General features: G+C 62.8%; 1 protein-coding gene. It reads right to left on the reverse strand.

What is annotated here, in order from left to right:
* Window positions 1-63 precede the first annotated feature (63 nt).
* Window positions 64-792: a hypothetical protein gene (locus CCN44_RS44270; RefSeq protein WP_143649813.1), complete on the reverse strand. Its 729-nt coding sequence runs from the start codon at window positions 790-792 to the stop codon at window positions 64-66.
* Between the last annotated feature and the right edge of the window lie 187 nt (window positions 793-979).

The raw sequence follows: 979 nt of genomic DNA on the forward strand, positions 1-979 counted from the left end.
ACCACCGCGATGCGCTACATCTCCGCCGCTCACCCCGAGAAGACCGCCCGCCTCCCCTGCTGATCAGTTGCGCGGCAACAGCCATGCGCCAAAGGCGGCGATCACGCCAAGAAGGGTCAGAATCGTCATGAACGACGGCATCGGCAGGCCAGTTGGCCAAACCGTGGCTCGGTGGTGGCTATTCAGCGCGAGCAGCAGACGTTCCCTGCGTCGAGGTCTGATGATCAGCACCGTTCTCGTCAGATACACGTCGATCAGCCTCAGTAGGGCGCTATACGCAAGAGCGATCCCACCCATCACCGCCCATCCTTTGGACCGCTGTTCATCCTGCACCACCCAAAGCACGAACACCCCGAACCATGTGACGAGCGTCACCATGTAGGTGCCGGTGGCCAGGGACTCAAGCCAAATCCGGCGTTTCCGCCTCCAGAATTGAGCTGGTTCCAAGATTGTCGAAAGTTGATCACAGGTGCTATGCACCCAATTCTCATCAGTGCCGGTCACGCGGACACCGCTTGCGACGTCCGGCCCCGCAGGTGATCGAGCCTCCTTGGCTACGCCGAAATGGGCCACAATGCATGGCTCTGTCTCGCCTGGTTTGCGGCCCTCAATGCGCAGGTCCTCCACGCTCGCTGGATCGCCAAGGGCCGTCAGTAGGTCGGTGAGGCTCGACGCCTGGACCTCTTGGCGCATCTCAATGTCCTGACGTCTCGTCGCATCAGGCGCATGGACCAGCGTGACAGTTCCTCCAGGTCCGAGAGATGACGCAACCTGGGCGATGAACTCCTCCATGCGCGGCTGCAAGAGCCACAGGCCCGTCTTCTTCGTCTGCGCTACCCAAGTCGTCGACACCGCACGGATGTTAATGCCGGGCAGGGCCTGGACGCGTCTCCGCAGGCCGTCGGTTGCCCGTCAGGCACGAACCCGCGCCGGACTCTCGGCTCAGCCACCGCACCCCACGCGGGTTCGTGCCTGACGG

This window comes from Streptomyces tricolor, assembly GCF_002155905.1.
GTDB classification, from domain to species: Bacteria; Actinomycetota; Actinomycetes; order Streptomycetales; family Streptomycetaceae; genus Streptomyces; species Streptomyces tricolor.